This is a genomic window from Celeribacter persicus, assembly GCF_003050785.1.
In the GTDB taxonomy this organism is placed as follows: Bacteria; Pseudomonadota; Alphaproteobacteria; order Rhodobacterales; family Rhodobacteraceae; genus Celeribacter; species Celeribacter persicus.
In genome coordinates this window covers 1-5358 of the sequence record NZ_QAOH01000045.1, presented here as the reverse complement: position 1 = coordinate 5358, position 5358 = coordinate 1, and the positions used below count along the sequence as shown (strand labels likewise).

Here is a 5358-nt window from a genome sequence, read left to right as displayed (position 1 = left end):
TCTCGGTGCCCGCGCTGGCCGGACCCGAGGATGTTGTCGTCGAGAACGCGTGGTCCCGCGCCTCCATCGGGATGAACCGTCCCGGGGCCGCTTACATGACGATCCGCAACACTGGCGACGAGCCGGTGACGCTGATCGGCCTTACAACACCGCTCGCGATGATGCCCGAAATCCACGAGACGAAGACCAATGCCGAAGGTGTGAGCTCCATGAGCCCGGCGGGGGAGATCGTGATCGCCCCGGGCGAGAGCATCGCGCTCGAACCGGGGGGCCTGCACGCAATGTTGATGCGGCTGCAAGAACCAATGACGGAAGGGGACACTTTTCCGCTGACCCTGCTTTTCGACGACGGAGGCGAAGTGACGGTCGAGGTGCCGATCCTTGGAATCGCCGCGCGGGGGCCAGAGGACTGATGCGGCGACGGGCGATCCTGGGGTACGGCGCGGCTGGTGTCGGGGCGGTCGCCCTGATGCTCTTCGTCGGTTGGTGGCAGGTCGATGGACCCGGTGGACCGGAACCTGTCGGGCAGCGGCCTGTGGCCCTGACCGAGATGGATTTCCGTCTGACGGATCATGAGGGCAACGCGGTCGGGCCAGAAACCCTGATCGGCCGCCCGACGATGGCGTTCTTCGGCTTCACCTACTGTCCCGATGTCTGCCCGACCACGCTCTCGGACATTTCGGGATGGCTCGATGATCTGGGAGACGAGGCCGACGAGATGAACGTGGTTTTCATCACGGTCGATCCCGAGCGCGACACTGTCGAAACGATGGCCGAATATGTCGGCTACTTCCATCCGGCGATCCGCGGCTGGACGGGACCGGAAGAGCAGATAGCGCGCGTCGCGGACGGCTTCCGCGCCACCTACGAAAGGGTGCCGACGGAGAGCGGCGATTACACGATGAACCACAGCGCGAGCGTCTTCCTGTTCGCAGCCTCTGGGCGGTTCGTCACCATGATCGACTATCACGAACCCAGAGAATTCGCGGTGCCGAAAATTCGCCGCGCGCTGGAAGAAGAAACGGAGGGGGCGACATGAGGCTCAGAACTATGGCGGCTTGTGTCGCAATTGCGGGGATGGTTTTGGGAGCGGCTATCGCCCTCTCTGATTTCATGTCGAAAGAACCCGTGCCGCCGGAACTTGCCTCGGCAGGTAAATGGATGCCCCAAGGTCCTGAAGCTCCCCAAAACGTTGACATCCTCGTGACGCTGCCCGCGACGGCATGGGCAGAAGATGCACCCGACCTCGGCCCCCTGCCCCTTCTGCAGGTCGCGTTTGCCGACAGGCCCGTGCAGGCGATCGAGCCACCCCTGTCGACATGGTCGCGCAACATTGCACCTGGCGAAACGCTCGATTTCTTGCTGTCTGAAGCTGGTCTTGCGGCACCTGACAGAGCCGAAGTTGCCCTCGCGCTTGGCGCGGAATACGATCTGCGACGGCTGCGGCCGGGGCACTCGGTCACTGTTGCTTCGACCATGGACGGCAGCCCCCGCACCGTCTCACTCGCCGTCGAGGACGGGGTTCGGATCGAGGTGGTTTTCGGCGAGCAGTTGTCCACACAGGTCGTGGCTCCGGATCCGGAGATCGTAACCCTTGCCGGCGAAGCCGTGATCGACAGCTCGATCTTCGCGGCACTCGACGAAGCCGGCATACCCGCCCGTTTTTCCGTGGACCTTGCGCAGATGCTGGGTGGGACCGTGGATTTCCGCCGCGAGATGGCCGGTGGCGAAACACTAAGGCTTCTCTGGCGTGAGGCGCGGGTCGGAGAGGACAGGATCGGACAGCCCGAACTCGCCTTCGCCGCACTGGAGATCGGCGGTTCGCTTTACGAGATCGTATGGCCGGACGACGGCAGCGGTCAGGCGACGATCTACGTCGATGGCGAGGTGCTGCGCGTCTTCGCACAGCCGGTCGAGGGTGCGCGCCTCAGCTCGGTGTTCGGACGCCGCACGCATCCGGTCTTTGGCAACGTCCGGATGCACACCGGCGTCGATTTCGCAGCGGCACGTGGGACACCGGTTCAATCGACGGCACCGGGGCGGGTTAGTTTCATTGGCTGGCGCGGTGGCTATGGCCGTGTGGTCGAAATCTCGCACGGCTCCGACACCATGACGCGCTACGCGCATCTGAGCGCCGTGCCGGAAGACCTGGCACAAGGCCAACGCGTTGCGGCGGGAGATGTGATCGGCCGCGTCGGCGCGACTGGCACGGCGACAGGTCCGAACCTGCACTACGAAGTCCTCGTGGATGGGCGCCCGACTGACCCCCTCACTGACGACCGGCTCGCCGAAGCAGCCGAGAGCGAAGCGGATGATACCGCCGCGCTCTCGCGTCTGGCCGAGGCGCGCGCGCTTCTGAATGAAAACCTCGGCAGCGAGATTGCCAAAACGACAACCGAAAGGCTCTGACCCATGAAACGCATGACACAAGTTCTTGCCATCACGCTCGCCCTGTTCCCAGCGGCCCAGGCCCTCGCAGAGGCAACGGCGATCGACGTCCGCAAGACCAACGGATGCGGCTGCTGCCTCTCGTGGATGAAACATCTCGAAGAGAACGGGTTTGTGCCGACCGGCCAGGACATGTTCGGCGGGCTTCTCGTGCGCTTCAAGCTAGACAACGGCGTGCCGCAGCGCATGGTCTCCTGCCACACCGCGCTCATTGACGGCTACGTGATCGAGGGCCATGTACCGGCCGCTGACATCCGCCGCCTTCTCGAGGAGCGCCCGGACGCCGTCGGCCTCGCTGTTCCGGGGATGCCCTATGGCTCGCCCGGCATGGGGCCAGAAGACGACCGCGAGGCCTATGATGTCTTCCTCATCCGCAAGGACGGGTCGACGGAAGTCTTTTCGAGCTACGCCGAAGGATAATCTGGCCCGCCCATGGAAAATCTGTCTCCGATAATGCTCGGCTTTCTCGGAAGTCTTGCCGCCGGATCGCTCACAGCAGTCGGAGCAGTTCCCGTGCTGTTCGGGCGCATCCCGTCCCGGGCCACACGCGATCTGTCGCTCGGCTTCGCTGCCGGTGTGATGCTCGCCGCTTCTTTCTTTTCGCTGATCATCCCGGCATTGGATGCGGCGGAGCCGATGTTCGAAAACGGCGCGATGCCTGCGGCCATCGTATGCGTTTCGATTCTTCTGGGCATGGGGGCTGTCGCCCTGATGAACGAAAAGCTGCCGCACGAGCACTTCAAGACGGGACGCGAAGGGCCCGAAGCGGCGTCTTTGCGGCGGGTCTGGTTGTTCATCATTGCGATCACGATCCACAACTTCCCCGAAGGCCTTGCCGTGGGGGTCGGCTTCGGATCCGGAGGTATGGAGGGCGGTCTGCCGCTCGCCATCGGCATCGGGCTTCAGAATGCGCCCGAAGGATTGGCCGTCGCTGTATCTCTGCTGGGCGAGGGATATCCGAAGCTGCGCGCCTGGGGCATCGCGGCGCTGACGGGCATGGTCGAGCCGATTGGCGGCCTGCTCGGGGCCGGGATCATCACACTGTCGGAACCGCTGCTTCCATGGGGTCTGGCCTTTGCCGCGGGCGCAATGCTCTACGTTATCAGCCACGAAATCATCCCCGAAACCCATCGCAGCGGCCATCAGAACAGGGCGACGCTCGGTCTCGCAGTCGGGCTCGTTCTGATGCTGTTCCTTGATGTCTGGTTGGGATGAGGCAATGTCACTAAACAAGGTATCTCCGATGATCGGCGTCTTCGCAGCACTTGCTGCGTTCGCGATCGATCAGATCACCAAAGCCATTGTCGTTGCGAATGCCGTCACTTTAAGCGCCGGAATTCCCGTGTTTCCGGGATTCAACCTCGTCTTTTATCGTAATGACGGCGTGACTTTCGGGATGTTGGGCGGCGCGCCGTGGTGGAGCCTCATCGCTTTCGCTCTTGCCATCTGTGTTTGGCTGGGGGTTATGCTGTTTCGCGCCGAAAATGCGGTCGAAGCGCTTGCCTATGGCGCGATCATTGGCGGAGCCCTGAGCAATGTCATCGATCGTGTGCGGTATCGGGCTGTAACAGACTTTCTCGATTTCTACATTGGCACAACACATTGGCCTGCCTTCAACTTGGCCGATGTATTTGTCGTCAGTGGCGTGGGGCTCTTGCTCGCCGCGCCATGGATCAGCGCGCGGCGTTCGATCAAGTCGTGAAGCCGGAAATTCTGAACCGCATCGCTCTGCGCCACCGTTTTCTTTCGCGGATGACGCTTGGTTTCGCCGCCGGGGCGATGACCGTTCTGACTTTCCCGCCTTTCTCGATTCTCCTGCTCGTTCCCGTTGCCTATTCCGCGTTGTTTGTCGGGCTTCGCGATCTCTCCTTCGGGCGCGCTTTCCTCGTCGGCTGGGCGTTTGGTCTCGGCCAGTTCGGTTTCGGGATTTGGTGGATCGCGGAAAGTTTCTACGTAGAGGCCGAGCGGTTTGGGACGATGGCGATCCCGGCCGTCGGGGGATTGTCCGCAGGTCTCGCGATTTTCCCAGCCATTGCCGCTGCGCTTTTTGCCGAAATCGCGCGGCGCGGAGCCATGGGCAGTCTCTTGGCCTGCCTCCTGTTCGCGACCTCCTGGACCGTGGCCGAGTGGTTGCGTGGTCACGTTCTGACGGGGTTTCCCTGGAATCTGGCCGGTTACGCACTTGTAGACTACGCCGCCCTTCGCCAGACCGCCGCCTGGGTCGGAAGCTATGGGCTAAGCTTTCTCACCGTGTTCGTCGCGGTACTCCCTGGCGCGGCTGCTATGGCGTCCGGGCGGCAACGATTGACCGTTTCGCTCATGGCGCTGGCCGGAATCGCGACGATGTGGGCTGTCGGCACGCTGCGCCTCCAGTCGGATGCACAACAGCCACCCGGTGTCGACCTGCGCATCGTCCAGGGCAACATTCCACAAGAGGAGAAATGGGCGCCCGAGAACCGCGAGGGGACATTCGCGCGCTATCTTGAGCTTTCAACCCGGCGCGGCGATTTCGACGTGCTTCTCTGGCCGGAAACCGCCTTTCCGGGTTTCCTCGATGAGGATACGGAGGCACGGGATCGCATTGCCGCTGCGCTCACAGAGGGCAGGGTGCTGCTCACCGGTGTGCCGGACCGTGTACCGAGCGAGGATGGCACCCGATATTTCAACACGGTCCAGGCTTTTGGCGCGACCGGCAGAATCCTGACCGGATACGCGAAACACCATCTCGTACCCTTCGGCGAATATGTGCCATTCCGTGGCTGGTTGCCCATCGAGCGGCTCACGGCGGGTCTGGGCGATTTTACGCCCGGACCGGGCCCGCGAACGCTTGCGCTTCCGGGTGTGCCGCTGGTCGCCGTGGCGATCTGCTATGAGATCATCTTCCCAGGGCATGTGGTCGACGACCTGTTC

At 63.0% G+C, this 5358-nt stretch carries 7 protein-coding genes; all 7 read left to right on the top strand.

What is annotated here, in order from left to right; translation table 11 throughout:
- The coding region (locus C8N42_RS20460; protein WP_425430541.1) for a copper chaperone PCu(A)C at positions 1 to 413 on the top strand (413 nt) is incomplete at its 5' end.
- The gene (locus C8N42_RS20455) at positions 413 to 1039 is read left to right on the top strand and encodes an SCO family protein (protein ID WP_076367370.1); all 627 of its coding nucleotides are present in this window, start codon (positions 413 to 415) and stop codon (positions 1037 to 1039) included. The genes C8N42_RS20460 and C8N42_RS20455, both read left to right, overlap by 1 nt.
- Positions 1036 to 2409: a M23 family metallopeptidase gene (locus C8N42_RS20450; RefSeq protein ID WP_107818262.1), complete on the top strand. Its 1374-nt coding sequence runs from the start codon at positions 1036 to 1038 to the stop codon at positions 2407 to 2409. Before C8N42_RS20455 ends, C8N42_RS20450 begins: the two co-directional genes overlap by 4 nt.
- A 3-nt stretch (positions 2410 to 2412) precedes the next feature.
- The gene (locus tag C8N42_RS20445) at positions 2413 to 2868 is read left to right on the top strand and encodes a DUF411 domain-containing protein (RefSeq protein ID WP_018001717.1); all 456 of its coding nucleotides are present in this window, start codon (positions 2413 to 2415) and stop codon (positions 2866 to 2868) included.
- A 12-nt stretch (positions 2869 to 2880) separates the two neighbouring features.
- Positions 2881 to 3663 carry a ZIP family metal transporter gene (locus C8N42_RS20440; RefSeq protein WP_038008344.1) on the top strand — a complete coding sequence of 261 codons (783 nt, stop codon included), beginning with the start codon at positions 2881 to 2883 and terminating at the stop codon, positions 3661 to 3663.
- Between the two features lie 28 nt (positions 3664 to 3691).
- On the top strand, positions 3692 to 4150 hold the full coding sequence (lspA, locus tag C8N42_RS20435; RefSeq protein WP_107818261.1) for a signal peptidase II: 459 nt from the start codon (positions 3692 to 3694) through the stop codon (positions 4148 to 4150).
- On the top strand, positions 4117 to 5358 hold a 1242-nt coding region (lnt, locus tag C8N42_RS20430), incomplete at its 3' end, for an apolipoprotein N-acyltransferase (RefSeq protein ID WP_107818260.1). The genes lspA and lnt, both read left to right, overlap by 34 nt.